24 protein-coding genes and 1 pseudogene are annotated in these 22,661 nt (G+C 65.8%); 5 read left to right on the top strand and 20 right to left on the bottom strand.

All coding sequences use genetic code 11. The features are described from left to right. Window positions 1-93: 93 nt before the first annotated feature. The 3 genes from C8J46_RS08835 to C8J46_RS08845 all read right to left on the bottom strand — a co-directional run bounded on the left by C8J46_RS08835 (window position 94) and on the right by C8J46_RS08845 (window position 3,837). Window positions 94-1,176 (bottom strand): serine hydrolase, encoded by a 1,083-nt coding sequence (locus C8J46_RS08835; RefSeq protein WP_243643289.1) that lies wholly within the window; start codon window positions 1,174-1,176, stop codon window positions 94-96. A gap of 148 nt (window positions 1,177-1,324) precedes the next feature. Continuing rightward, window positions 1,325-2,902 carry an L-aspartate oxidase gene (gene nadB, locus C8J46_RS08840; RefSeq protein ID WP_132737647.1) on the bottom strand — a complete coding sequence of 526 codons (1,578 nt, stop codon included), beginning with the start codon at window positions 2,900-2,902 and terminating at the stop codon, window positions 1,325-1,327. Beyond that, entirely contained in the window at window positions 2,899-3,837 is a 939-nt protein-coding gene (locus C8J46_RS08845; RefSeq protein ID WP_132737650.1) for an ABC transporter ATP-binding protein, read from the bottom strand. The genes nadB and C8J46_RS08845 overlap by 4 nt, the downstream gene beginning before the upstream one ends. A 273-nt stretch (window positions 3,838-4,110) precedes the next feature. Between C8J46_RS08845 and C8J46_RS08850 the strand changes: the two genes are divergently transcribed. Next, window positions 4,111-4,344 carry a zinc-finger domain-containing protein gene (locus tag C8J46_RS08850; RefSeq protein WP_031393477.1) on the top strand — a complete coding sequence of 78 codons (234 nt, stop codon included), beginning with the start codon at window positions 4,111-4,113 and terminating at the stop codon, window positions 4,342-4,344. Between the two features lie 18 nt (window positions 4,345-4,362). Beyond that, window positions 4,363-5,790 (top strand): metalloprotease TldD, encoded by a 1,428-nt coding sequence (gene tldD, locus C8J46_RS08855; protein WP_132737652.1) that lies wholly within the window; start codon window positions 4,363-4,365, stop codon window positions 5,788-5,790. Here tldD and C8J46_RS08860 read toward each other — a convergent pair. Together C8J46_RS08860 and C8J46_RS08865 are read right to left on the bottom strand one after the other, a co-directional pair. Then, the gene (locus tag C8J46_RS08860; protein ID WP_060523792.1) at window positions 5,787-6,077 is read right to left on the bottom strand and encodes a CcdB family protein; all 291 of its coding nucleotides are present in this window, start codon (window positions 6,075-6,077) and stop codon (window positions 5,787-5,789) included. The two genes, tldD and C8J46_RS08860, sit on opposite strands and share 4 nt — an antisense overlap. Continuing rightward, window positions 6,078-6,323, bottom strand: coding sequence for a type II toxin-antitoxin system CcdA family antitoxin (locus C8J46_RS08865; RefSeq protein WP_132737655.1), 246 nt, complete (start codon window positions 6,321-6,323; stop codon window positions 6,078-6,080). Window positions 6,324-6,372: 49 nt separating this feature from the next. On the opposite strand from C8J46_RS08865, the pseudogene C8J46_RS08870 reads away from it, so the two are divergent. Both C8J46_RS08870 and C8J46_RS08875 read left to right on the top strand, forming a co-directional pair. Continuing rightward, window positions 6,373-6,934, top strand: a pseudogene (locus tag C8J46_RS08870) (pyridoxamine 5'-phosphate oxidase family protein). Continuing rightward, a complete protein-coding gene (locus tag C8J46_RS08875) occupies window positions 6,931-7,128 on the top strand; it encodes a DUF2007 domain-containing protein (protein ID WP_132737658.1) in 198 nt (65 codons plus the stop codon). The pseudogene C8J46_RS08870 and the gene C8J46_RS08875 overlap by 4 nt, the downstream one beginning before the upstream one ends. Before the next feature lie 207 nt (window positions 7,129-7,335). On the opposite strand, the gene C8J46_RS08880 is transcribed toward C8J46_RS08875, so the two are convergent. From C8J46_RS08880 to C8J46_RS08950, 15 genes are all read right to left on the bottom strand, one after another. Further along, window positions 7,336-8,664, bottom strand: a complete 1,329-nt coding sequence (locus tag C8J46_RS08880) for a sorbosone dehydrogenase family protein (RefSeq protein WP_132737660.1) — start codon at window positions 8,662-8,664, stop codon at window positions 7,336-7,338. Window positions 8,665-8,953: 289 nt separating this feature from the next. Beyond that, on the bottom strand, window positions 8,954-9,547 hold the full coding sequence (locus tag C8J46_RS08885; RefSeq protein ID WP_132737663.1) for an outer membrane beta-barrel protein: 594 nt from the start codon (window positions 9,545-9,547) through the stop codon (window positions 8,954-8,956). A 75-nt stretch (window positions 9,548-9,622) separates the two neighbouring features. Continuing rightward, entirely contained in the window at window positions 9,623-10,519 is an 897-nt protein-coding gene (locus C8J46_RS08890) for a hemolysin family protein (RefSeq protein WP_132737665.1), read from the bottom strand. An 8-nt stretch (window positions 10,520-10,527) separates the two neighbouring features. Continuing rightward, window positions 10,528-11,037: an rRNA maturation RNase YbeY gene (gene ybeY / locus C8J46_RS08895; protein WP_132737668.1), complete on the bottom strand. Its 510-nt coding sequence runs from the start codon at window positions 11,035-11,037 to the stop codon at window positions 10,528-10,530. A gap of 9 nt (window positions 11,038-11,046) precedes the next feature. Next, window positions 11,047-11,442 carry a type II toxin-antitoxin system VapC family toxin gene (locus C8J46_RS08900; protein WP_132737671.1) on the bottom strand — a complete coding sequence of 132 codons (396 nt, stop codon included), beginning with the start codon at window positions 11,440-11,442 and terminating at the stop codon, window positions 11,047-11,049. Then, on the bottom strand, window positions 11,439-11,693 hold the full coding sequence (locus C8J46_RS08905; RefSeq protein WP_132737674.1) for a type II toxin-antitoxin system VapB family antitoxin: 255 nt from the start codon (window positions 11,691-11,693) through the stop codon (window positions 11,439-11,441). Before C8J46_RS08905 ends, C8J46_RS08900 begins: the two co-directional genes overlap by 4 nt. Window positions 11,694-11,743: 50 nt before the next feature. After that, a complete protein-coding gene (locus tag C8J46_RS08910; RefSeq protein ID WP_132737677.1) occupies window positions 11,744-12,748 on the bottom strand; it encodes a PhoH family protein in 1,005 nt (334 codons plus the stop codon). Between the two features lie 380 nt (window positions 12,749-13,128). Further along, on the bottom strand, window positions 13,129-14,445 hold the full coding sequence (gene miaB / locus C8J46_RS08915) for a tRNA (N6-isopentenyl adenosine(37)-C2)-methylthiotransferase MiaB (protein WP_132737680.1): 1,317 nt from the start codon (window positions 14,443-14,445) through the stop codon (window positions 13,129-13,131). A 298-nt stretch (window positions 14,446-14,743) separates the two neighbouring features. Further along, a complete protein-coding gene (locus tag C8J46_RS08920) occupies window positions 14,744-15,448 on the bottom strand; it encodes a lysophospholipid acyltransferase family protein (RefSeq protein WP_243643290.1) in 705 nt (234 codons plus the stop codon). Between the two features lie 13 nt (window positions 15,449-15,461). Further along, entirely contained in the window at window positions 15,462-15,884 is a 423-nt protein-coding gene (locus C8J46_RS08925; protein WP_055873135.1) for a Fur family transcriptional regulator, read from the bottom strand. A 74-nt stretch (window positions 15,885-15,958) separates the two neighbouring features. After that, entirely contained in the window at window positions 15,959-16,447 is a 489-nt protein-coding gene (locus C8J46_RS08930; RefSeq protein ID WP_132737686.1) for a GNAT family N-acetyltransferase, read from the bottom strand. Beyond that, window positions 16,447-17,076 carry a tRNA (adenosine(37)-N6)-threonylcarbamoyltransferase complex dimerization subunit type 1 TsaB gene (gene tsaB, locus C8J46_RS08935; RefSeq protein ID WP_132737689.1) on the bottom strand — a complete coding sequence of 210 codons (630 nt, stop codon included), beginning with the start codon at window positions 17,074-17,076 and terminating at the stop codon, window positions 16,447-16,449. Before tsaB ends, C8J46_RS08930 begins: the two co-directional genes overlap by 1 nt. Before the next feature lie 149 nt (window positions 17,077-17,225). After that, window positions 17,226-17,819 carry a malonic semialdehyde reductase gene (locus tag C8J46_RS08940; protein WP_132737692.1) on the bottom strand — a complete coding sequence of 198 codons (594 nt, stop codon included), beginning with the start codon at window positions 17,817-17,819 and terminating at the stop codon, window positions 17,226-17,228. Continuing rightward, window positions 17,819-18,391, bottom strand: coding sequence for a NifU family protein (locus tag C8J46_RS08945; protein WP_056050182.1), 573 nt, complete (start codon window positions 18,389-18,391; stop codon window positions 17,819-17,821). The genes C8J46_RS08940 and C8J46_RS08945 overlap by 1 nt, the downstream gene beginning before the upstream one ends. 283 nt (window positions 18,392-18,674) lie before the next feature. Further along, on the bottom strand, window positions 18,675-19,562 hold the full coding sequence (locus C8J46_RS08950; RefSeq protein ID WP_243643291.1) for an aspartyl/asparaginyl beta-hydroxylase domain-containing protein: 888 nt from the start codon (window positions 19,560-19,562) through the stop codon (window positions 18,675-18,677). Window positions 19,563-19,710: 148 nt separating this feature from the next. On the opposite strand from C8J46_RS08950, the gene C8J46_RS08955 reads away from it, so the two are divergent. After that, a complete protein-coding gene (locus C8J46_RS08955) occupies window positions 19,711-22,617 on the top strand; it encodes a M16 family metallopeptidase (RefSeq protein ID WP_132737695.1) in 2,907 nt (968 codons plus the stop codon). Window positions 22,618-22,661: the final 44 nt, after the last annotated feature.

Genomic DNA, 22,661 nt, shown 5'->3' on the forward strand with positions numbered 1-22,661 from the left:
CAGAGCTGGATACGGTATCGCCCGTCATCCTGGGTCCTGACTTTCGTCAGGATGACGGTAGGGTGGAGTTCATCCGCCCCGATACCGTTGATCTCAGTTCGAAGGCCGCGTGGTCCCCGCATAATTCGCCACCGCCGCCGCAACCGCCTGGATCAGCCGCTGCCGCTCCGGCATTGGCCTGATCGTATCCCCGATCATCACCGCGATCGCATACCGTCGCCCATCTGGCGCAGTGAGCAGCCCGACGTCGTTGAAGCCGGCATTGCGGCGACCCAGGTCCTGCCCGGTGCCGGTCTTGTGCGCGATCTCCCAGCCGCCGGGGAGCGCCGCACGAAGCCGGGCGCGACCGGTGACCGAACGCCCCATCGTGTCGAGGAGGATCTTGGTCGAGGTCTCCGACAAGATATCCCCCTTCGCCAGCCGCGCAATCGCATCGGCGATCGCGATCGGCGCCGCACCGTCAGGCGGATTGCGGACATACGCATTCAGCGCGGCCTCGCGCACCGCCGGGGACAATCGGTTGCGTGCGGTCATGAAGCCGCCGTTGACGGCGTAGGACGGCTGCCAGACGAGCCCAGCGGTGCCGCTCTGCAACAGCCGCTCGCCGGGCCCGAACCGGATTGCGCCGAGCTGCTTCCGCGCGATCATCGACCGCACCGCCGACGGCCCGCCGACCCGCGCCAGCAACCGGTCGTTCGCGGTATTGTCGCTGTGCGTCAGCGCACGCGTCAGCAGGTCGTTGATCGTGGTGTGATACCCGTCGCCTTTCACCAGCATCGCGATCGGCTGGTGGAACAGCGTCAGATCCTGCGGCCGCACCACGATCGGTTCGTCGAGACGCAGTTTGCCCTGGTCGCGCAGGTCCATCACGGTCATCGCGACCCACAGCTTGCTGACGGATTGCTGTGGCAACAACTGGCGCCCACCTGCCTCGACCGTCCAGCCGTCGTCGACCGCACGCACCGCGATCCCCGCCTTGCCCTGGAATCCGCTCTGCAATTCGGAGATCGCGTTGACCAGGCTCGCCGGCGCGGGACGCAACGCGCGCGGTAGCGGCGGCGGTACCGGGATCGACACGAACCCCTCGGCCTGATGCACCGGCCCGACTGCGGGCGGGCTTGGCCGCGACGCCGATCCGCATCCGGCGAGCGCCATGCCGAACAGGGTCGTGGTCAAAAGACGCTTGAACGCACTCGCGGATGTCATGATCGATGGAACGCCCTGCACTGAAGCATCGACCCTTATCCGTTGATCTGGCGCGCGAAACAGCGGCCAGGCGGCGCTGCGACGAAGCGCGCCGACGGTGCGCCCAATCGCGCGGCGATCAGGGAACGAGAACCGTATCGACCGCCTCCGGCAGCGTCTCGGGATAATCGAGCGTGAAATGCAGCCCGCGGCTTTCGTGCCGGTGCAGCGCGGACCGGACGATCAACTCGGCGGTCTGGAGCAGGTTGCGCAGTTCGATCAGGTCGGGCGTGACGCGGAAATGCTGGTAATATTCGGCGACCTCTTCGTTGAGTAGCTTGATCCGGTGTTGGGCGCGTTCGAGGCGTTTCGTCGTGCGGACGATGCCGACGTAATTCCACATGAAACGGCGGATTTCGGTCCAAGTCTGCTTGATCACGACCTCTTCATCGGAGTCGGTGACGCGGCTTTCGTCCCACGGGCGGATCGGCGGGGGCGGGGGGAGCGTGTCCCAGTTCGCGGCGATGCTGTCCGCCGCCGCTTCGCCGAACACGAAGCATTCGAGCAGCGAGTTGGACGCGAGGCGATTGGCGCCGTGCAGGCCGGACTCGGTGCACTCGCCTGCCGCATACAGGCCGGGAAGATCGGTCTTGCCGTGTTCGTCGATGACGATGCCGCCGCACGTGTAGTGCTGCGCGGGGACGACCGGGATCGGCTGCGTCGTCATGTCGATGCCGAGACCGAGCAGCTTTTCGTGGATGTTTGGGAAATGGTGTCGGATGAACTCGGCCGGCATGTGACTGATGTCGAGATGGACGTAGTCGAGCCCGTAGCGCTTGATCTCGGCGTCGATCGCGCGCGCGACGATATCGCGGGGGGCGAGCTCCATCCGCGCGGGGTCGTAATAGGTCATGAAGCGCTTGCCGGTCGACGGGTTGATCAACCGCCCGCCTTCGCCGCGGACCGCCTCGGTGATCAGGAAATTCTTGACCTCCAGATTGTAGAGGCAGGTCGGGTGGAACTGCATCATCTCCATGTTGGAGACGCGGGCGCCTGCGCGCCACGCCATCGCGATACCGTCACCAGTCGCACCGCGTGGGGCGGTCGAGAACAGGTATGTGCGGCCTGCGCCGCCGGTCGCAAGGATCGTCGCGCGCGCGGTGTAGAGCGCGACGCGTTCGGTCTTGCGGTCGACCGCGTAGACCCCCCAGACGTTGCCCGCGCCCGAATAGCGTTGCTCGTGACGACCGGTAGCGAGATCGATCGCGATCTGGTCGGGGACGAGGGTGATGTTCGGATGTGCTTCGGCGGCCTTCTGCAACGCTTCCTGCACCGCCCATCCGGTCGCGTCGGCGACGTGGACGATGCGGCGGTGCGAGTGGCCGCCTTCGCGCGTGAGGTGCAGCGCGTTGCCTTCGGTCTCGAACGGGACGCCGAGCCGCGTCAGGCGCTCGATCGCGGCGGGTGCGCCCTCGACGACCATCTCGACGATCGCGCGGTCGTTGAGCCCGGCGCCGGCGACCATCGTGTCCTCGACATGGTTCTCGAACGTGTCGCCGGGTTCGAGCACGGCGGCGATCCCACCCTGCGCCCAGGCTGTCGAGCCCTCGTTGAGCGCGCCCTTGGCCAGCACGGTGACCTTGAAGCGGTCGGCGAGATTGAGCGCGGCGGTGAGACCTGCGGCGCCCGAGCCGACGATCAGGATGTCGCTCGTCATGCGTTGGCGGCGCGAGTCAGGCTGAGGAAGACGTCCTCAAGATCGGGTTCCTTGGTCGAGACGTCGACGATGCCGAAGCCGCTGCCTTGGATCGCGGCGAGGACTTCGCCGGCGTTCACGCGGTCCTTCTTGTAGGTGATTTCGAGGGTGCGCGTGCCCTTGAGCGCGATCTTCTGGAAGCAGGCGTTGGCGGGGATGTCGGTCACGTCGCGATCGACGGTGACGGCGACGATCTTCTCCTGCGCCTTGCCGACGAGTTCGCGCGTCGGTTCGTTCGCGATCAGGCGGCCGTTGTTGATGATCGCGATCCGGTCGCAGAGTTCCTCGGCTTCCTCGAGATAATGCGTGGTGAGGACCACCGTCACGCCGGCCTGGTTGAGGCTGCGGACATAGGTCCAGAGTTGTTGGCGGAGTTCGATGTCGACGCCGGCGGTCGGCTCATCGAGGACGAGGACGGGGGGCGAGTGGACCATCGCTTTCGCCACCATCAGGCGGCGCTTCATCCCGCCCGACAGCGTGCGCGCATAGGCGTGCGCCTTGTCCTCCAGATGCACCGCGCGGAGCAGTTCCATCGTGCGGCGCTTTGCCTTGGGCACGCCGTAGAGGCCGGCCTGGATCTCCAGCGTCTCGAACGGCGAGAAGAACGGGTCGAACAGGATCTCCTGGTTGACGATCCCGATCGACGCCTTGGCGTTGCGCGGGTGCTCGTCGATGTCGAACCCCCAGATCGCCGCGCTACCGTCGGTCTTGTTGACGAGCCCGGCGAGGATGTTGATCAGCGTCGACTTGCCCGCGCCGTTGGGGCCGAGCAGGCCGAAGATCTGGCCGCGGGGAACGTCGAACGTCACGTCGTCGAGCGCCCGCTTCGGCGGCGCGGTGCCGACGGGGGCGTAGGTCTTGCAGAGGTTCTTGATAGCGATCGCGGCTTCGGTCATGCCAGCGGCATAGCGGCGCTGGCGGGGCTGGTCATCCCCTCGGGCGTTGCAAAGAAGATTTGTTCACGCGGAGACGCGGAGACGCGGAGGTGTTGCATCCAGCCTGTCGGTCGGCAGACGCAACTATCTGTTCCGCCGTTAGATGATCGGAAGGTCGCTTCGCGACAAGCGCAACACCTCCGCGTCTCCGCGCCTCCGCGTGAACCCATTCTTCCTTCTGGATCACGGGAAGAAGCAATTGCCCGGCCCGCGCACCCTTGCTATCGACCGCGCATGCATCCGCCGCTTGAAACCACCCGCGTCACCCACGCCCGCGTCGCCTGCGACGGCGCCACCGATATTCCCGGCGGTGCAGCGCTCGGCCACCCGCGCGTCTGGTTGCAGATCGACGAGACCGGCTATGTCGATTGCGGCTATTGCGACCGGCGCTTCATCCTGGTTGGCGGCGCTGCCGATGGCGCGGACCAGTCGACATTGCGCGATCACGGGGATGGCGCAGGGCGCTAAGCCGCTTATATCTATCGGATGACGATAGCAGCAGACCCCCGTTCGTTCCTCTACCGCGATACGCTCGACCCCGAGCAGGCGCAGGCGCTGACCGCCAAGGCGCTCGGCAAGGCCGACGACGGCGAGCTGTATCTCCAGTATCGCAAAGCCGAGGCGTTCGGCTTTGACGACGGCAGGCTGAAGACCGCGTCCTACGATACGAGTTCCGGCTTCGGCCTGCGCGCAGTGTCGGGCGAGATGACCGCGTTCGCGCATTCGAACGAGATGACCCCCGCCGCAATCCGGCGCGCAGCCGAGACGATGGCGCTGATCGAACCCGGCGTCGCCGCGAAGGCCGGCCCGCCACAGGGCACCAACCGCCACCGCTACACCGCCGCCGACCCGCTCGACCTCGTACCATTCGCCGACAAGGTAAATTTGTGCCAAACGATCGACGCCGCCGCACGGGCGCGAGATCCGCGCGTCGCGCAGGTGTCGGTCAGCCTGTCGGGAACATGGTCGGTCGTCGAAATCGTCCGGGCAGACGGCTTCGTTGCGACCGACGTGCGGCCGCTGGTGCGTCTCAACGTCTCGATCGTCGCCGAGCAGAATGGGCGACGCGAGACCGGCAGCTACGGCATCGGCGGCCGCTATCTCTACAATGATTTGTTCGAGCCCGAGACCTACAACCGCGCGATCGACGAAGCCTTGTCGCAGGCGCTGGTAAACCTCGACTCGATCGAGGCGCCGGCGGGCGAGATGACGGTGCTGCTCGGCAATGGCTGGCCCGGCATCCTGCTGCACGAGGCGATCGGTCATGGGCTCGAAGGTGATTTCAACCGCAAGGGCACGTCGGCGTTCTCCGGGCGGATCGGCGAGCGCGTCGCGGCTGAGGGCGTCACCGTGGTCGACGATGGCTCGCTCCAGGACCGCCGCGGATCGCTGACGATCGACGATGAGGGCACGCCGACGCGCGAGACTGTGCTGATCGAGGACGGTATCCTCAAGGGCTATATGCAGGACCGCCTCAACGCGCGACTCATGGGCGTCGAGGCGACCGGCAACGGCCGCCGCGAAAGCTACGCGCACGCACCGATGCCGCGGATGACCAACACCTTCATGAAGGCCGGCAACGACGATCCCGCCGAGCTTCTGTCGCGCGTGAAGAAGGGCATCTTCGCCAAGGCGTTCGGCGGCGGGCAGGTCGATATCGTCTCGGGCAAGTTCGTGTTCAGCTGCACCGAGGCGTATCTGATCGAGGATGGCAAGCTCGGCGCCCCGATCAAGGGCGCGACGCTGATCGGCGATGGCCCGAGTTCGCTGACCAAGGTCCGCGGGATCGGCAACGACTTCGCGCTGGACGAAGGCATCGGCATCTGCGGCAAGGGCGGGCAGTCGGTGCCGGCTGGAGTCGGGCAGCCGACGTTGCTGGTCGATGGGCTTACGGTCGGTGGGACGGCGGCCTAAAACCCGGAGATCAACATATCGAGCGCGGCCTTGATCTCGAACTGTGCTGCGTCGAGTGTCGTGACGGTATCTTCGATATCGCGGACATCGATCGCGCGCGCTAGCGGCGTGATCATGGTCAGTGCCGTGCCGTCGATAACGAAGGTTGGCGTAAGCCTCTTGAGTGCGACGGTGTCGGTCGGGCGAAGCGGCACCACGAAGCGGGTCGGCAAATCAGCCAGAAGATCAGACTGGCAATCGATCACCAGAACGTTGCCGCGGACGCGGTAGACGTCGAACTGTGCCATTCAGAGCGACCGCAAATGCGCGAGCGGATCGCCGTTCTTTTCGTACCAGTGGTTCCAGCCCTCGATCGCCTCGCGATTTTCTTCCTTCCAGCGCCGCTCCTGTTCGACTTTCGTTGCCTGCCTGATAGCGTGTTCGCTGATCTGGGAGAGGTTGAGCCCTGCCTCCCGTGCCGCCGCTACGATGCCGGTATCGAGCGACATATTGACCGATTTGCGCTTGCCGGTTGCGATGGGATCATGTTTCATGAGCATAGAGTATGCGCGTCAACGATGCGCGTCAATTCGGAGCCAAACGATGGACTTCTTCCCCGCGCTCACCGACGATCATCGCGCGTTCGTTGCGCGGCAGCCGGTATTTTTCGTTGCGACAGCCGCGGAAGGCGCGAGGATCAATCTCAGTCCCAAGGGCATGGAAAGTTTTTCGCGTACTCGATCCGAAGACGGTCGCGTATCTCGATGTCGGCGGGTCGGGAAACGAGACCAACGCGCATCTGGGTGCGGACGGGCGTATCACGATCATGTTCTGCGCGTTCGACCAGCCCGCGCTGATCTTCCGCATCTATGGCAAGGGGCGTGCGGTGTTGCCGCAGGATGACGGCTGGGCCGAGCTTTACGCGCGGTTCACGCCATTGCCGGGTACGCGGCAGATCTTCGTGATCGATGTCGACGAGGTGCAGACGAGTTGCGGTTGGGGCGTGCCGTTCATGACTTTGGACCGCGAGCGCCAGACGCTGTCGACATATCACGCAGCGCAGACGGGGACCGAGCGGCTGGCGAAATGGGCGGGGCGGACCACGAGCATCGACGGGCTGCCGGTGCGAGTCGCGACCGTGTTGCCGGACTGTGCCGGAGAATGAGCCTCGTCGAACTGGGGCGGTACGGCCGCAACGAGGCGCATATCATCGTCGGGCGGCTCGAGAGCGAAGGCATCCCGGCGATCGCGTTCGATGGTGGGATGTCGATCATGGAGGGTAGCTGGTTGCTGATCCCGGTTCGCGTGATGGTCGACGACGACGATCTGGACGAGGCTAGGGGGATTTTAGCGGGGTGAGCGAGTGCGTTAGGCGTCAGTAAATTGGCGCCAGATTAAGCGAACACTTCTGCGCTCTCCAATAACCGACGGTATCCGTCATGCCGGGCTTGTTCCGGCATCCACGGTTCAGCAAGCTACGTGGGTTCGCGTTTGCGGAACGGTGGACCCCGGAACACGTCCGGGGTGACGGAAAAGGGCAAGACCTTTGCCCGCCTTCCGCCGAGATCAGCCCCCCGCGCTGACCCGCCAGATCGCATTGCCGACATCGTCCGCCACCAACAGGCCACCAGTCTTGTCGGTGATGACGCCGACCGGGCGGCCCTGTGCGTCGCCGTCCTTGTTCAGGAACCCGCTCAGCACGTCGGTTGGCTTGGCATTCGCTGCCGGGAAGCCGGTATCGCCGAACGGCACGTACACGACCTTGTAGCCTGACACCGGCTTGCGGTTCCACGAGCCATGCTCGCCGACGAAGGCGCCATTGGCGAAGCGATCGCCGAGCTTCGCATCCGCGGAGAAGGTCAGGCCGAGCGCGGCGACGTGCGGTCCGAGCGCATAATCGGGGCGCTTCGCATATTGCTGGAGCGCGGGGTTCTTCGGCTCGACGCGGCTGTCGGGATAGCCGCCCCAGTAATACCAGGGCCAGCCGAAGTGATCGCCGAACTCGACCTGCGTCAGGTAATCGGGGGCGAGATCGGAGCCGAGCATGTCGCGCTCGTTGACGACGGTCCACAGCCCGCCCGACTTGGGGTTGATCGCCATGCCGTTGGGGTTGCGCAGGCCCGCGGCGTAGATTCGCCAGTTCTTGTCCTTGGGCCATACCTGCAGGATGTTGGCGCGGTATTTCTCGGCGTCCATGCCGTTCTCGGCGATGTTCGAGGAGGAGCCGACGCCGACGTACAGCGTCTTGCCGTCGGCGGCCGCGATGACGTTGCGCGCCCAGTGATTGCCGCCGGGGTTGAGCTTGATGACGAGCTCGGGTTTGGCGGTGATCTTGGTCGCACCGTCGGTGTAGGGGACGCGGACCAGTGCGTCGGTGTTGCCGATGTAGAGCTGTCCGTCGAGCAATGTCATGCCGAACGGCGAGTTGAGCCCGGCCATGAACACCGACTTCGTTTCCGCAACGCCGTCACCGTTTGCATCGCGGAGCAGCGTGATGCGGTTCGCGGACGGCACGCCGGCGCCGGCGCGGCCCATCAGAACCTTCATCACCGAGCCGGTGATCCCGCCGCCCTCGCGCGGCGGCGAGTTGGTTTCCGCTACCAGCACGTCGCCATTGGGCAGGCGGTACATCCAGCGCGGGTGATCGAGCCCGGTCGCGAACGGCTGGACCTTTAGGCCCGCGGCGGGCGTCGGCATCGCGCCGTTCTGCCAGCCGACAACCTTGGCGACCTTGACGGTCGGGATCGTCTGGATGCGCGGATCGGTGATCTTGGGCAGCTTGCCCGCGACCTGGTCGACCGACAGTTCCGCTGTGTCAGGCCAGGCGACATAGGTGACGCCCGCCGCGATCACTAGCAGGATCAGGCCAAGGACGATAAGGATGTGTTTGCGCATACGGGGAGATTAGGGGGGCGAGGGGGTTGGGGCAATGGTTACGGCAACCTCCCCGTCGCCCCAACGCTCGCCGCGTCCGTCATCCCAACGAAAGCTGGGATATTCATGAGGGAGGTGCGGTGGCCCGAACCGGGAGTTCCCAGCTTTGGCTCGAATGACGGGTGAGGGGGGCTTCCACGGGCGATGCGCTCACAGTGAGCCCCCTCCACCCCGCCGCTGTGCGTCGCGGTCCCCCTCCCCGTGCCGGGGAGGAATAAAAGGCCGCCGGCAATCTCGAACAGGACGGGGATCAGAACCGGATCGGCATGCCCACGAACGCTTGCCACGTCTGGTTGTCGACGTGCTTGACGTCGAAGCGGACCCCGTAACGGCGATCGAGACGGTATTCCGCGCCAACGCCGACGACGAAGCTGCTGCCCCACTTATTCGTGTCGCCGATACCGAGCGCGTCGCGAATACGGTATCTGTTGCCGCCATAGCCGACCGATCCGTACGCCATGAGGCGCGGTGTCAGGACGTAGCCGGCACGCGCCGTGCCCCGAACACCGAACTGGGGCCGTTGTTCGTAGACCAGCGTCTCGAACGTCGCCCTGTTGTCCCGGCCTCCCGTGGTACCCGCAATCTCAAGGCCGAGCCGCCAGTTGCGGGATGCGGCGATGTCATAGCCGGCGAACACGCCGCCACCAAAGCCGCTGGCCTTGTAATAACGATCATAGCTGGCGACGAGCGTGTCGTTCTCGTAGTTCTCGAACTGAAGCACGAAATGGTGTTCGAGTAGTCCTGCCTCGACACCCACCGACGGACCGGTGAAGGGAAGCTCCACTTCCTGAGCCGACACTGGGCTCACTACCATCATCGCTGCCATCACGCCTGCATACTTCATCGCTGATCCCCTTTTTCGAGAAGGAGATCATTGGCCAGCCGCAATGAACCACCGTTTACAGGATAGCGAGATTGATCAGTCTTCGACCAATTCGATCACCGGTGGATGCAGGCGCAGCCGGTTGATGCGGCGCTCGTCCGCGTCGGTGATCTCCAGCTTCCACCCGCTCGGATGATCGACGCACTCGCCGATCTGGGGCACGTGGCCGGCCAACAACGCTGCCAATCCACCTAGCGTGTCGATGTCGCCGTCGACTTCTGCCAGACGCGGATCGATCAACTCCGCCGCATCCTCAAGCTCAGCGCGCGCGTCGGCATCCCAAGCCCCGCCTTCGATCGGCGTCATGAGCACCTGCGGTGCCTCGTCATGCTCGTCCTCGACCTCGCCGACGATTTCCTCGATCAGGTCCTCGAACGTGACGAGGCCTTCAGTGCCCGAATATTCGTCGAGCACGATCGTCAGGTGGACGTGCTTCTGCCGCATGTCGGCGAGCAGATCGAGCGCACCGCGCGACATCGGCGCGTACAGCGGCTCGCGGATCAGCCCCGTGATCGACGTGGGATGCTCGGCACCGGTCGCGAGGATATTGAAGACGTCCTTGATGTGGACCATGCCGATGATCGTATCGAGGTTGTCGCGGTACACCGGCAGGCGGCTGTGCCCCGCCTCGGCGAACAGCTTCACCAAGTCCGCGAACGGCGTGTCTTCCTCCACGGCGATGATGTCCGCGCGCGGCACGCCGACGTCGCCTGCGTCGCGCTCGCTGAAGTGGAGCAGGTTGCGGACCATCTGGCGCTCGAGCGGGGTAAGATCGCCCTTGGCATCGGGGGCGGGATCGCCCTCGTGCCGGTCGATCGCATCCTCGAGCTGGTCGCGAAGGGATTCGTCTTGAGCACCGAAGATCAGGCCCTTGAGCCCGCGCCAGATACTGTCGCTACTATCGCCGTTACCGGCATTGGGGCCATCGGCCATCGTGGTCGTCAGTCCTCTGTTATCAGATAGGGGTCGTGGAGGCCGAGAGCGGCGAGCGCATCGCGTTCGATCTGCTCCATGCCCTCGGCCTCGTCGTCGTCGATATGGTCATAGCCTAGCAGATGCAGCGTGCCGTGCACCATCAGATGCATCGCATGATCCTCGACCGAGATACCGCGCTCGGCCGCTTCCGCGACGCAGACACCGTGCGCGAGGATGATGTCGCCGAGCAGGACTTCGCCATCGTCCGAATTCTGGCTGATCGTGGCGAGCAGATCGGGCTGGACCATCGGGAAGGACAGGACGTTGGTCGGCTTGTCCTTCTGGCGGTACTGCTTGTTGAGGGTGTGGACCTCGTCGTCCGATGCGAGGCGGATCGAGATCTCGACCGTCGCGGTGCTGGTCAGCAACTCGCTATGCGGAGTTCGCTCGATCGCTGCCGTCGCCGCGCGGAGGGCGAGCGCGTCCCAGTCGTGGTCCGGCCAGGGGGCGTCGGAAGAGAGCGCGATTTCGAGCATGCAGGTCCTTCAGGCGAGATCGGTTTGGGCGAAATCATTACCCTTGTAGAGAAGTTCCGCACCATGGGTTTTCGCGCAGGCATAGGCGAAACAATCGCCCATGTTGAGCTTCGCGGGGTGGTTCCCTTTGCCGTAGCGTTCGTGAGCCATGATGGCCTCCCGGGTCTCGATCTCGCCGATCGGGACGAGGCGGAGTGCAAAGTCGACCCTGAACGTCTCGACTTCGGCGTGCGCGACGGCAACGGGAACCTTGCGCTTGCGTGCTACGGCGCGGACCGTTTCCCATAGCGACATCGCCGAGCACAGCACCGCGTCAGCCTGACCGTACCGCTTCTCGAGGGAGAAGGCTTCAGGCTCGCCCGTCATGATCGCAACCATTGCGGATGCGTCCAGGAATGCGATCAATCGTCATCTTCGTCGTTGAGCGAATCGTAGAAGGCCTTGTCCGCTTCCAACCCCGTCGGTTCGCCTAGCGGATGAGCCGCTCGCCAAGCCGCGAATCGATCATGGATACTCGCAAGCTTATCCGTTTCGAGCATACGCTTGCGGTGCAGGAGAGCGTCGTGGACCGCTGCCGTCTTGCTGGTGCCGAGCAGCCCAGCGACCTCACGCGCAAGATCGGCGGTATCGGCGTTCTTGATATAGAGCGATGCCATCGTCCGACTCCGGGGATATCCTGAAGATGTACTCCAGGATATCCCGTGCATCAAGCATCGGTGCCTTCGTAGGCCGCGACGACGCGACCGACGATGGGGTGGCGGACGACGTCGCCGACGGTGAAGCGGCACATCGAGATGCTCTCCACGCCCTCCAGCCGGGTGACGGCGTCCGCGAGACCCGAGGCTGCGACGCCGCCGGGTATGTCGACCTGCTTGGGATCGCCGCAGATCACCATGCGGCTGTTCTGGCCGAAGCGGGTGAGGAACATCTTCATCTGGGCGGGCGTAGTGTTCTGCGCTTCGTCGAGGATCACGAACGCGTCGGCCAGTGTGCGGCCGCGCATGAAGGCGATTGGGGCGACCTCGATCTCGCCGCTCGCGATGCGGCGTTCGACCTGTTCCGCGGGGAGGCAGTCGTAGAGCGCGTCGTAGAGCGGGCGCAGATAGGGATCGACCTTCTCCTTCATGTCGCCGGGGAGGAAGCCGAGGCGTTCGCCGGCTTCGACCGCGGGGCGCGAGAGGATCAGGCGCTGGACGCTGCCGGTGATGAGCTGCTGCACGGCTTGTGCGACGGCAACATAAGTCTTGCCTGTACCTGCTGGCCCGAGCGCGAAGATCATGTCGTTGTTGGCAAGCTCGCGCATGTAGTGCGCCTGCGCCGGTGTGCGCGGCACGATCGTCTTCTTACGGGTTCGGATCATGATCGGCGGGGCGCCACCGCCGCCTGCATCGGCGCGGATGATGCCTTCGAGAACGGGTTCGTCGGCCATTGCGATCGACGCATCGACGAGGCCGGTGTCGACATCCTCTCCGCGCTGGATGCGGGCGTAGAGGTCGTGGAGCACGTCGCGCGCCTTGGCGACCTGTTCGGCGGTGCCCTCCAAGCCGATCTTGTTCCCGCGTGCAGTGATGTAGACGCCGAGGCGGTTCTCGAGCGCTACCAGATTCTGGTCGTACTGGCCGAACAGCCGGACGAGCAATTGGGGCTTGTCGAACAGCAGCTCGACACGGGCGCGGTCACCGGACTGGGCGGGAACGGGTTTACGGCTCATACGGTCCTTTCGAGATGTCAAAGGCTACGCTTGGAAGCGTCGAACCGTAACCTCTGGAAGGAAGATGAGGAGCGGGGCGCCGACCTTCAACCCGCGCCATGACGGCGGGTCGGAAGAGCATCGGATCGCGCGGGCGCAACTGCATCGTGGGGGAGTGTGACAGGGGATTGGGATGGAGGATAGGGTAATCGTGCGGGTCCGCGCGAAGGCTCGAAATCGGTGCCTTGGCGCCTCGGCAGCGAGAGGTCCTCACTGATCCTCCCCGGTAAGGGGAGGTGTCTGGCGCTTGCCAGGCGGAAGGGTGACGCCCTCTCGATAGCGCGGTCACCCCACCGTCAGCCCTTCGGGCTGCCACCTCCCCTATCAGGGGAGGATAGGTTTCAGGCGGCTTCGCGCACGCGTTCGATGCCGGTCAGGGAATTCGGGCCGGCGGCGGCTAGCGTTACCTCGACCAGGTCACCGATCGCGTGGTTACCGATCAAGTGGACCGATTGCAGCCACGGGGACTTGCCGATCAGCTGTCCGGGGAGTTTGCCCGTGCGTTCGAGCAGGACCGTGCAGGTACGGCCTAGTGTAGCGGCGTTGAAGGCGTGCTGGTCGCGGTTTAGCGCAGCTTGGAGACGCTGGAGGCGCTCGTCCATCACGGCTTCGGGGACCTGCTCGACGATCGAGGCCGCAGGCGTGCCGGGGCGGGGGCTGTATTTGAAGCTGTAGGCCTGCGCGTAGCCGACTGCATCGACAAGGCTGAGCGTGTCCTCGAACTCGGCGTCGGTTTCGCCGGGGAAGCCGACGATGAAGTCGCCGGACAGCGCGATGTCGGGGCGGACGGCGCGGACGCGGTCGAGCAGGCGGAGATAGGAGTCGCGGGTGTGGCTGCGGTTCATCGCCTTGAGGACGCGGTCGCTGCCGCTTTGCACGGGAAGGTGGAGGAACGGCATCAGGCTCTCGATGTCGCGGTGCGCGTCGATGAGGCCTTGGGTCATGTCGTTGGGGTGGCTGGTGGTGTAGCGGATGCGCGCGAGGCCGGGGATGCGGTCGAGGTCGCGGATCAGGTCGTGGAGGCCACGCTCGTTTTCCGACCACGCGTTGACGTTCTGGCCGAGCAACGTGATTTCGCGCGCGCCGGCGTCGACCAGCGCCCTTGCCTCATCGACGATCGCTGCGAACGGCCGGCTGATCTCCGCGCCCCGCGTGTAGGGGACGACGCAATAGGTGCAGAACTTGTCGCAGCCTTCCTGCACGGTGAGGAACGCCGAGGGGGCGACCTTCCGCCGGGCGGGGAGCGCGCCGAACTTCGACAGCAGCGGCATGTCGGTGTCGAGCGACGGGGTGCCGGCGGCGGCCTTCGCGACGAGGTCGGGCAGGTTGTGATAGGCTTGCGGGCCGACGACGATGTCGACCTTGGCGCGGGTGAAGATCTCCTCACCCTCGGCCTGCGCGACGCAGCCGGCGACGGCGATCATGGGGGTCTTGCCGGACTTTCGGCGCTGGTCCTTCCGGAGGCGACCGATGTCGGAATAGACCTTTTCGGTGGCGCGTTCGCGGATGTGGCAGGTGTTGAGGACGACGACGTCGGCGTCGACTGCGTCGGCTTGCGTGAGGCCCTGGGCGGCCATCAGTTCGGCCATGCGCTCGCCGTCGTAGACGTTCATCTGGCAGCCGAAGGATTTGACGTGGAAGGTTTTGGGAGGGGACATGCGGGGGCCGTACCAAATTTGTGCGGGCGGGGGGAGGGGGCGTTGCTCCTGCCCGTCACACGGCGCCAACCCTGGAAAGTGCCACCACCCCGGCGAAGGCCGGGGCCCAGTTGGGGGACATTGCTGACTAAGGTCTGCGCTCCGTTACAGCGACCTTTCCAACTGGGCCCCGGCCTTCGCCGGGGTGGCGTTCCTCCGTTGAGAAGCTGGGGAGCCGGTCGCGCCCCTTTTGTTCCCCCGCGAAGGCGGGAGTCCAGACTGGGCCCACGCCTTCGCGGGGGAACACTCTTTGTTCGGGCTACAGCGCTTCCATGCGGCGCCTTGCTTCGGCGGCTATGGCTTTTCGGTCGCCATATTCCGCGGGATCGAACGGTTCTGCGAAGTGCAGCGTCGCGACGAAGCTGCCTTTGCGCTTCAGGACGCGGGCGGCGTGGTGTTGGCCGGGCTCGTCGCCGACCCACGCGAGTTCATCGGTCGCCGCGCCATAATCGATGCGGACCGGTTGCACGCGGACGCTCGGCGGGGGCGGGTCCAGGGCCGCCAGCAATGCCGCCTTGAAAGGGAGGAGCGTCGTGCCGTCTCCCGTCGTGCCTTCGGGGAACAAGGTCACGGGCCAGTCTGCCGCAAGCGCGTCGCGGACCTGGGCGATCTGGGCGGTTACCGCCATGCGGTCGGCCCGCGACACGAAGATGGTGTGGTTGAGTGTGCAGAGCCAGCCGACCAGCGGGGCGCTGCGCAGTTCGGATTTCGCCACGAAGGCGCTGCCGGTTGCGCCGGAGAGCAGCAGGATATCGATCCAGCTCAGGTGGTTCGAGACGAACACGACGTCGTGACGAAGCGGGGTGCCGACCACGCGCACCCGTGCGCCGACGATCCGCGCGACCAGTCCCAGGAACCGCGGCGGCCAAGGCGACTTCCGACCGAACAGTCGCCACGCGCCATGTAACGGAAGCGCCAGAATCAGCGCGAGCAACAGCGCCGCCAGCCGCGCCCCAAATCGCACCCGGCCGATCGGCTCAGTCCTTGCGGGCGAGCGCGACGCCGTAGAGTTCCATGCGGTGATCGACCAGCCGGAAGCCCAGCTTCTCGGCGATCGCCTTCTGCAACTGCTCGAGTTCGGGATCGACGAATTCGATCACCTTGCCGCTCTCGACGTCGATCAGGTGATCGTGATGCGCTTCGGGCGCAGGCTCGTACCGGGCGCGGCCGTCGCCGAAATCGTGGCGGTCGAGGATGCCGGCTTCCTCGAACAACCGGACGGTGCGGTACACCGTCGCGATCGAGATGCCGGGGTCGATCTGCGATGCGCGCTCATAGACCTTCTCGACGTCGGGATGGTCGTCCGCCTCGGACAGCACGCGTGCGATGACGCGGCGCTGCTCGGTGATGCGCAGGCCCTTCTCGTTGCAGAGTGCTTCCAGATCGATCTTGCGCGGCATGTGTCATTCCCTCGTTGCACCCCATGTAGGACGTCCGCGCTGTTGCGAAAAGGGATAGTGACTCGCAATAAGCCTTAGCTGTTGATATCTTTCGAATAGGTGTGTGCGTCATACGCGACGCCGGTCTTGCCGCGGTAATAGGCGCGGCGCTCACCGACCTTCGCGAAGCCGTGTGTAGCATACATCTTGACCGCGTCGTTACCGGCGCGGACTTCGAGATGGAGTTTGGCGATGCTGCCGACCGAGCATTCGGCGATGGCCGCGCGGATCAAGGCGGTGCCGACGCCGCGACGACGATAATCGGGGGCGACTGCGATCAGCAGGAGTTCGGCTTCGTCGGCGACCGACCGGGTCATCGTGAACCCTGCGGGGAAGTCGTCGACGAACGCGAGCGTGAGGTGGACGCCGGTGAGCGCTAGCACGCCGAGGCACTGGCTGCGCGTCCACGCCTCGCCGTAGCGGGGGTCGAATGCGTGAGTCATCAGCGCGTCGACGATCGCGAGATCGCGGGCGTCGCCGGTGCGGAGCGTGACGGTGCGGGTGGTGGCCTGGCGCGTGGCCATTATTTCGGGACCGAGGGTTTGGCGTCGGGCGCGCGGCCGTAGATCGGGCTTGGCGGGAGCGCGGTCAGTTCTGGCGGGAGCAGGATCGCGGAGGCTGCGTCGGGTAGCGCTTCGGTGAGGTCGAGGCTCCCTTCGAACTGGGCATCCAGTGCAGCAAGCCAGCGGACGCCGTTGCCGACCGCACGCCGCCCCGCCAGCGCGGCGAGCGCGGCGGCGGGCTTCAGCGATACCATGTCGGATCGCGGCGACAGATCGGCGGCAAAGGACTGCATGAAGACCTCGCCATGCCCGCCTTCCATGACGACCGCAATATCGTCGGTTAAGCGGTCGGCAAAACCGGCGGCGGCGATGAGCGGGAGCGAGGAGAAGCCGGCGATTTCCGCATCCCAACCGAGTGCTAGCCCGCGGGCTGCGGCGATGCCGACGCGGACGCCGGTAAAGCTGCCGGGGCCGCAATCGACGAGGATGCGGTCGGCGCGGCCGCCGTTGGGGAGCTCGGCGATCATCGGGATGAGCCGTTCGGCATGGCCGCGGCCGACGACTTCGTGCGCACGGGCGAGGACGGCGCCGTCCTCGATGAGCGCGACCGAGCAGGCGGTGGTGGATGTTTCGACTACTAGCGTGCGCATTGTTTATTCCGTCACATCCCAACGTCCCAACGCCCGTCACCCCAGCGCAGGCTGGGGTCTCCCGGTTGGCGAAGGCCCTGGCCATTAACGGGAAGACCCCAGCTTTCGCTGGGGTGACGGCCTTTGGCTAGCGCCGTTGGCTAGCGCGGTCAGGCTATCGTGTTGAACTTCGCGAAATCGGGGCGGGGCGACCGTCCGAAGATCGTCGCGGGGTCGCCGTGGCCGAGCGTCGAGATGAAGTTGGTCCGCACCGCCGGCGTATCGTAGAAGAACGCCGCATCGACCTTGCCCGCGTCGAAGCCCGACATCGGCCCGGTATCGAGCCCGAGCATCCGCGCGGCGATGATGAAATAGGCGCCCTGGAGCGTCGAATTGCGGAAGGCGGACGCCTCGCGCAGTTCGGAGTTGCCGTCGAACCACGATTTCGCATCGGCGTGCGGGAACAGCTCGGGCAGGTGCTCGTGGAAATTGGTGTCCATGCCGATGATCACCGACACGGGGGCTTTCAGGATCTTCGGCTGGTTCTGCGCGCTGCATGCATCGGCGAGCTTCTGCTTGGCCTCGTCGCTGACCACCCAGATCAGCCGCGCGGGGAGCTGATTGGCGGAGGTCGGGCCCCACTTCATCAGGTCCCAGATCGCGTGCAGCTCGGACTCGGCGACCGGCTGGTCGGTGTAGCCGTTGTAGCTGCGGGCCTCGCGGAAGATCGTATCGAGGACGGCGTCGTCCAATTTCTCGCGCATCAGACGGCTCGCACTTCGGTGACTTCGGGGACGTAGTATTTGAGCAGCTGCTCGATGCCGTTCTTGAGCGTGGCGCTCGACGACGGGCAGCCGGCGCAGGCGCCCTGGAGCTGGAGGAACACCTTGCCCTTGTCGAAGCCGCGATAGACGATGTCGCCGCCGTCGTTCGCCACTGCGGGCCGGACGCGGGTGTCTATGAGTTCGCGGATCTGCGCGACGATGTCGGCGTCGGCGGGATCGTCCGACAGCGCGGGCTCGTCCGATGGCACCGAGAAGCCGGCGCGCGCGGGTTTGAACAGCGGCATCGCGGCGGAGAAGTGATCGAGCAGGATCGCCAGCACGTCGGGCTTGAGGTCCGACCAGGCGACGCCCGGCCCCGCTGTTACCGACACGAAGTCACGGCCGAAGAACACGCCGGTCACGTCGCCGAGATTGAAGATCGCCTCGGCCAGCGGACTGGTCTCGGCCTCCTCCGGCGTGGCGAAGTCGCGCGTGCCAGCGTCCATGACGGTGCGTCCCGGCAGGAACTTCAGCGTCGAGGGGTTCGGGGTGGATTCCGTTTCGATGAGCATGCACCGCATGTGGCCCGACGGGCGCGGTGGATCAAGCGCGGAACGGGAAACGGTTTCTTTCGGGGGGTGAGGAGGGGGGACGTTGCGCGGGAGAACATGCTTTGGACGGACCGGGCCTCCCCCAAATCCGTAATCCCTCAAGTCCGTCACCCCGGCGAAAGCTGGGGTATCCCCCTTGGGAAGCGCGTGGCTCGAACCGAGATACCCCAGCTTTCGCTGGGGTGACTGAGTTTGTAGTGGCGACAGAGTTTGTATTAGCGACGGGTTGGCAGGTGGGGTGAACTCAGACGTCCATCGCCTTTACTGCGGCGTTCCAGCTGCCGATGTTGCGGACCGCGTCCTGGACGAAGGCGGAGCGGCGGACGACGCCCAGGAACAGGTCGGCGATCCACTTGCCCGGGTTGCGCAGGGGGCGTTCGAACTGGATCAGCAAGACGACGCGGGTGCCGGTCGTGTCGTTCCAGACCTCGTGCTGATAGGTGTCGTCGAACACCAGCGTCTCGCCTTCCGCCCAGCGCACGACGCGGTCGTGGACGCGCATGCGGACGTCGCCGTCGCGGGGCACGATCAGGCCGAGGTGGCAGGTGATCAGGCCCTTGGTCACGCCGCGATGCTCGGGGATGTGCGTGCCCGGCGCGAGGATCGAGAAGAACGCGCTGTTGAGACCGGGGATGCGCGCGACGGCGGCCGCCGTGTGCGGGCAGCGCGCGAGGCTCTCCTCGATCGGATAGCCGTAGCCGTAGAGGAAGAACGAGCGCCATTTGTCGACTTCGGCGATCGAGCGGTGATCGGGCGAGATCGTCGCGAGGCTGGGGGATGCCTCGCCTTGGAGCGCGACGTGGACCGCCTCGTCGCGGATCGCGGACCAGTTCTCGCGCAGGCCTGCGGTCCAGGCGAAGTCGCGGACGTCGAGCACCGGATCGTTGGCGACCAGCGAGGACGACGCGATCATGCGGTCGAATACGCCGCGCAAATGCTTGCCGACGCGGATGATCAGCGGGCGGTTGGCCTCGGCGACCATCGGCGCGCCGGGTTTGGGTGCGCCGGAGATGACGTTCAGATCGGGCATTCGTGCGCCGCGGCGTACCGCCGGCCCGCCCGATTCCGGCCACAATGAAGACTGCCCCAGTGCATGGCCCAGTTCGTGGCTCAGTTCGGCTTCGACAGTCATCTCTACCCTGTATCCCGGCGCGTTGCGCTGCCGATCCCGTTGTTAGAACACGATATACCGGCAGTGTTGGACGAAATGATGGCATCCGCACGCTCGGTGCTGAGGCAGGGCACTGGCGAGCGACGCCTGCGACCGCTACAGATGCACCATGGTGTCTTTCTCGCGCTTGTATCGCGCTCCCGTCCTGCTCCCCCTCGTGCTTGGGCTGGCCATTCCGGCAAGCGGCCAGATGGCGACGCAACAGGCCGCTTCCACTCCCGCCAAGGAAGTACCGACGCTTCCCGAACTGCCGGGGATCGATACGACCGCGTGGCTCTACAAGGGCAGCGACCTTACGCGGGACCCCGAGTGGAAGTTCGGGACTCTCCCCAACGGCATGCGGTTTGCAGTGCGCAAGAACGGCGTGCCACCGGGCCAGGTGTCGGTGCGCGTGCGGATCGATGCCGGGTCGCTGAACGAGACGGACAGCGAGCGGGGCTTTGCGCATTTCATCGAGCATCTCTCGTTCCGCGGGTCCGAGTACGTGCCGGACGGTGAGGCCAAGCGCGTGTGGCAGCGGTTCGGCGCGACCTTCGGGTCGGACACTAACGCGCAGACGACGCCGACCTCGACCACGTTCAAGCTCGACCTGCCCTCGGCAACCGAGGCGGGGCTCGACGAGAGCCTGAAGATCATGTCCGGCATGATGGAGAGGCCGACGATCACCGACGCGTCGGTCGCAGCCGAGCGCCCGATCGTGCTCGCCGAACAGCGCGAGCAGCCGGGGCCGCAGGTGCGGTTCGGCGATGCGATCCGGGCGACGTTCTTCGCGGGCCAGCCGCTCGCGGATCGCTCGCCGATCGGTAATATCAAGACGCTGGAGGCGGCGACCGGCGCTACGGTCAAGGCGTTCCACGATCGCTGGTATCGCCCTGAGAACACTGTCGTCATCATCTCGGGCGACATGGATCCGGCATTGTTCGGACGGTTGATCGTCAAGAATTTCGCCGACTGGAAGCGCACCGACCCGGTTACGCCTGCGCCCGATTTCGGCAAGCCCGACCCGAAGGCGCCGGTCTCCGCGACGATCGCAGAGCCGGCTATTCCGGCAGTGGTGACGCTCGGCGTGGTGCGGCCTTGGGAGTATAAGGACGACACCGCGATCATGAACCAGAAGCGGCTGGTCGACGTGCTCGCGACGCGGCTCATCAGTCGTCGTCTGGAAACGCGGGCGCGGGCGGGCGGCAGCTTCCTTCAGGCGGGCGTGTCGATCGACGACGTCTCGCGCTCGGCGAACCTGACCAGCGTCAACATCGTGCCGATCGGGACCGATTGGGAAGCGGCGTTGAAGGACGTGCGCGCGGTGATCGCCGACGCGCAGACCAACGCGCCGAGCCAGGCCGAAGTCGACCGCGAGTATGCCGATTTCGACACGATCATGCGGACCAGCGTCGAGACGGCCAAGGTCGAGGCGGGCTCGAAGCAGGCGGACGACATGGTCGGCGCGCTCGACATCCGCGAGACGGTGGCTGGGCCGGAAACCTCGTACAAGATTTTGCAGGACGCCAAGGCGAAGGGCATGTTCACGCCCGCCACGCTGCTCGCGTCGAGCAAGGCGATCTTCGAGGGCACGGCAACGCGCGCCCTTGTCAATACGCAGACGCCTGATGCGGGCGCTGCGGCCAAGCTGGCGACCGCGTTGAAGGCTGACGTGTCGGGTCTCGCCGGCAAGCGTCGCGCACAAGCGGCGGTCGATTTCTCGAAGCTGCCGTCGCTCGGCAAGCCGGGCGTCGTTGCGAGCCGCGAGAAGATTGCCGCGTTCGACATGGAGCAGGTGAACTTCGCCAACGGCACGCGCGTGCTGCTGTTCCCGAACGCGGGCGAGACCGGGCGCGTGTATGTCCGCGTGCGGTTCGGTGGCGGCTATACCGCGATCCCGTCGAACCGGCCGACTCCGGCATGGGCGGGCGATCTTGCGCTGGTTGCAGGCGGTATCGGCAAGCTCGATCAGGGCGATCTCGACCAGCTGACTGCGGGTCGGCGGATCGGGCTCGACTTCGGAATCGACGACGATGCGTTCACGCTGAGCGCGATTACGTCGCCGGCGGATTATGCCGATCAGTTGCGGCTGATGGCGGCCAAGTTGGCGTTCCCGGCGTGGGACCCGGCGCCTGTAGCGCGTGCGCGGGTCGCGGCGCTGGCGGGGTTTGCGGGCTATGATTCGTCGCCCGACGGCGTGTTGTCGCGTGACCTTGAGGGCCTGCTGCGCGCGGGCGATCCGCGTTGGGGGACGCCGTCGAAGCCGACCGTCGAGGCGCTGAATGCGAAAGACTTCCGCGCATTCTGGGAGCCGATCCTCAAGACCGGGCCGATCGAGGTCTCGATCTTCGGCGACGTGAAGACCGAGGACGCGATCGCCGCGGTGGCGAAGTCGTTCGGGGCGATGAAGCCGCGGACGGCGGTGTCGACGGTGGGGGCGCCGGTCGGCTTCCCCGCGCATAATGCGACGCCGGTGATGCGCGCGCATACCGGGCCGGAGAACCAGGCAGCGGCGGTGATCGCATGGCCGACCGGCGGCGGGATCGACAACATCGTCGAGGCGCGGCGTCTCGACGTGCTGGCGCAGGTGTTCAGCGACCGGCTGTTCGAGCGTCTCCGGCAAGCGGCGGGCGCGAGCTACAGCCCCAACGTGTCGAGCCAGTGGCCGGTGGGGATGAACACCGGCGGGCGGATGGTCGCGATCGGGCAGGTCGCGCCGGACAAGGTGTCGTTCTTCTTCCAGATCGCCCGCCAGATCGCAGCGGAACTGGTGTCGACGCCGATCGCGGCGGACGAGCTCGACCGGATCAAGAAGCCGATGGGGCAGTATATCCTGCGTGCCTCGACCGGGAACCAGTTCTGGTTGCAGCAGCTCGGCGGGGCTACGTTCGACCCGCGGCGGATCGCGGCGACGCAGCGGATTGCTTCGGACTTGGTGGCGACGACGCCGGTGGAGTTGCAGGCGACTGCGGCGAAGTATCTGCGGCCGGAGAAGGACTGGACCATGGCCGTCGTGCCGGCTGCGGCGAAGAAGTGACCGCCTAGTCCCTCTCCCCGCCTGGGAGAGGGAGGGAGGAGCCA

Source organism: Sphingomonas sp. PP-F2F-A104-K0414 (assembly GCF_004340945.1).
Lineage (GTDB): Bacteria > Pseudomonadota > Alphaproteobacteria > Sphingomonadales > Sphingomonadaceae > Sphingomonas.

Coding starts and splice junctions, on each gene's coding strand:
- C8J46_RS08945 (WP_056050182.1), bottom strand. CDS start 18,391: ATGCTCATCGAAACGGAATCCACCCCGAACCCCTCGACGCTGAAGTTC.
- C8J46_RS08875 (WP_132737658.1), top strand. CDS start 6,931: ATGAGCCTCGTCGAACTGGGGCGGTACGGCCGCAACGAGGCGCATATC.
- C8J46_RS08940 (WP_132737692.1), bottom strand. CDS start 17,819: ATGCGCGAGAAATTGGACGACGCCGTCCTCGATACGATCTTCCGCGAG.
- C8J46_RS08885 (WP_132737663.1), bottom strand. CDS start 9,547: ATGAAGTATGCAGGCGTGATGGCAGCGATGATGGTAGTGAGCCCAGTG.
- C8J46_RS08845 (WP_132737650.1), bottom strand. CDS start 3,837: ATGACCGAAGCCGCGATCGCTATCAAGAACCTCTGCAAGACCTACGCC.
- nadB (WP_132737647.1), bottom strand. CDS start 2,902: ATGACGAGCGACATCCTGATCGTCGGCTCGGGCGCCGCAGGTCTCACC.
- C8J46_RS08905 (WP_132737674.1), bottom strand. CDS start 11,693: ATGGCATCGCTCTATATCAAGAACGCCGATACCGCCGATCTTGCGCGT.
- C8J46_RS08910 (WP_132737677.1), bottom strand. CDS start 12,748: ATGAGCCGTAAACCCGTTCCCGCCCAGTCCGGTGACCGCGCCCGTGTC.
- C8J46_RS08925 (WP_055873135.1), bottom strand. CDS start 15,884: ATGCCGCGCAAGATCGATCTGGAAGCACTCTGCAACGAGAAGGGCCTG.
- C8J46_RS08955 (WP_132737695.1), top strand. CDS start 19,711: ATGGTGTCTTTCTCGCGCTTGTATCGCGCTCCCGTCCTGCTCCCCCTC.
- ybeY (WP_132737668.1), bottom strand. CDS start 11,037: ATGCTCGAAATCGCGCTCTCTTCCGACGCCCCCTGGCCGGACCACGAC.
- C8J46_RS08865 (WP_132737655.1), bottom strand. CDS start 6,323: ATGAAACATGATCCCATCGCAACCGGCAAGCGCAAATCGGTCAATATG.
- tldD (WP_132737652.1), top strand. CDS start 4,363: ATGACGATAGCAGCAGACCCCCGTTCGTTCCTCTACCGCGATACGCTC.
- C8J46_RS08930 (WP_132737686.1), bottom strand. CDS start 16,447: ATGGCCACGCGCCAGGCCACCACCCGCACCGTCACGCTCCGCACCGGC.
- C8J46_RS08880 (WP_132737660.1), bottom strand. CDS start 8,664: ATGCGCAAACACATCCTTATCGTCCTTGGCCTGATCCTGCTAGTGATC.
- C8J46_RS08850 (WP_031393477.1), top strand. CDS start 4,111: ATGCATCCGCCGCTTGAAACCACCCGCGTCACCCACGCCCGCGTCGCC.
- miaB (WP_132737680.1), bottom strand. CDS start 14,445: ATGTCCCCTCCCAAAACCTTCCACGTCAAATCCTTCGGCTGCCAGATG.
- tsaB (WP_132737689.1), bottom strand. CDS start 17,076: ATGCGCACGCTAGTAGTCGAAACATCCACCACCGCCTGCTCGGTCGCG.
- C8J46_RS08890 (WP_132737665.1), bottom strand. CDS start 10,519: ATGGCCGATGGCCCCAATGCCGGTAACGGCGATAGTAGCGACAGTATC.
- C8J46_RS08950 (WP_243643291.1), bottom strand. CDS start 19,562: ATGACTGTCGAAGCCGAACTGAGCCACGAACTGGGCCATGCACTGGGG.
- C8J46_RS08860 (WP_060523792.1), bottom strand. CDS start 6,077: ATGGCACAGTTCGACGTCTACCGCGTCCGCGGCAACGTTCTGGTGATC.